We start from the raw sequence: 1,317 nt of genomic DNA on the forward strand, positions 1-1,317 counted from the left end.
TTGGAGAAGCATCTATCTCGACAAAGCGATCCTGAGGTTGATCGTTGCTTGACACTGACCCAGCCTCCTAATGCATCCCGCTAACTTAAGCTACTCCTTGTCTGTGCGAAGGTCATCTAGAGGGGATCCATCGCTACTTTCTGAGCCCGTACGCTCTGGCTCAAACTCTACAGTGATCCGCAATCTGACCCTACCTTTCTCCCACTCCTTCTTACCCGGTACCAAGAGCTGACAGGTAAGGCCCTGATCAAACCACTTGGTTTCTTGCAGTAACTTTTCTAACTTTTCTTCAGATCCGGGAGGAATAGGAATAGGAGGAAGAAAGCTACTGGCAATACTAATCAGGTTTTCCGGTGGAAGGATCCCCGAGGATCTCAAGGCTGTAATAAACAAGCGATTGAGCTCTTCCTTTTTGGCCAAATCCTCTTGGGCAGCTTTGACCAGGCTAGCAACCTTGAAAGTTTTCTCCCCTACAGAGAGGATCCCTTCTAAGCATTGCTGCAAGGGCAGGGCCTTAGGCAACAAAACTTCACCTCCTCAAATAGTAGGGAGAAACAAACTACTTTATCTCAGATCGTCAAGTATGCTGTCCAGCTCGGGGAAAATCTTACCTAAGTCAGAGATCTCATCACTCGGCCCACTTTCGCTCGCTGGCTGCTCGGAAGAACCTGCTGAGCTGTCAGCTAATTCACCGGTCGAAGAAGGTTTCAGTAAAGAAATCGAGGGCAAAAGTTCACGACCTAGGCCCATAGCCTGTAAGCATAGGTTAATCCCAGAAACGGCTTGGTTGTAGCTATCGATCTTTGCTTCTAGATCCCTTAGACGCTGTTGGTTTAAGGTAATTCTTTCTTCTGCTTCCTTTCTAAGTGTCGCTTCCATAAATTGCTTTGCTTCGGGATACTTTTGTAGAATTTCATCAGCCACTTCCTTAGCAACGGGCAAGAGCTGAGTCTTGAGGGTATTGTTGGTTTCTTGTCGGAAGTTAGAGCGTATTGTCTGGCTGACTTTGGGCTCAAAGTCAAGCTTCAGCAATTGCCGGATCCCCGGCTCCGCATCTCGAATAGCGGAAATATCGTAGGACTGAGATGTTTGCTTTAAAACTTCCCGGAACTGGTAAATGGAGAAAGTGCCCTCGTCATAGAAGCGAGGACTTTCTCTTAGATACCGATCGCACTCTTTTCGAGCGCCGCTGACTAATGCAGTGCAAACTTTTTCCTTAACCTCTAGTAGTTTTTTCTCTAGATCACCGTCGGATCCCAGTAGGCGAAACAACTGCTTGTAGTAGTCTGAACTGCGTACCCGATCAATAATCCGCCG

The 1,317-nt window shown here is 47.5% G+C and carries 1 protein-coding gene and 1 pseudogene; both read right to left on the minus strand.

All coding sequences use genetic code 11. From position 1 onward, the window contains the following. Positions 1–90 precede the first annotated feature (90 nt). Complete coding sequence (locus NW841_RS11180) at positions 91–525, minus strand: KGK domain-containing protein (protein ID WP_414386433.1); 435 nt, start codon at positions 523–525, stop codon at positions 91–93. 39 nt (positions 526–564) lie between these two features. Next, positions 565–1,317 (minus strand): annotated as a pseudogene (locus NW841_RS11185) (dynamin family protein); the annotation flags it as partial.

The sequence above is a fragment of the Synechococcus sp. H60.3 genome (assembly GCF_047462295.1).
Taxonomy (GTDB): Bacteria; Cyanobacteriota; Cyanobacteriia; order Thermostichales; family Thermostichaceae; genus Thermostichus.